1 protein-coding gene is annotated in these 252 nt (G+C 72.6%); it reads left to right on the top strand.

Annotation, left to right across the window (positions count from 1 at the left end; genetic code table 11):
- On the top strand, window positions 1-252 hold a 252-nt coding region (locus ACSNOK_RS35290), incomplete at both ends, for an nSTAND1 domain-containing NTPase (protein WP_436784769.1).

Raw genomic sequence — 252 nt, 5'->3', positions numbered from 1 at the left:
CCCTCATCCGGCTGTGGCCCAGGCTGCGCGCCTGGCTCGACGAGAGCCGCGACTTCCGGGAGTGGCAGGAACAGCTCCGCGCGGACCTGGCGCGCTGGGAGACGAAGAACCGAGAGGCGGGCGCCCTCCAACGCGGCAAGACCCTGGCCGAGGCCCTGGAGTGGCTCCAGTCGCGACCCCGTGACGTGACGGCGGACGAGCGGACCTACATCGAGACGGGCCGCCGCTACGAGCAGCGGACGGTTCGCAGGC

This window comes from Streptomyces sp. URMC 126, from assembly GCF_051386555.1.
Taxonomy (GTDB): Bacteria; Actinomycetota; Actinomycetes; order Streptomycetales; family Streptomycetaceae; genus Streptomyces.
The sequence above is the reverse complement of the archived record's forward strand: the minus strand, read 5'-3'. Positions and strand labels throughout refer to the sequence as shown.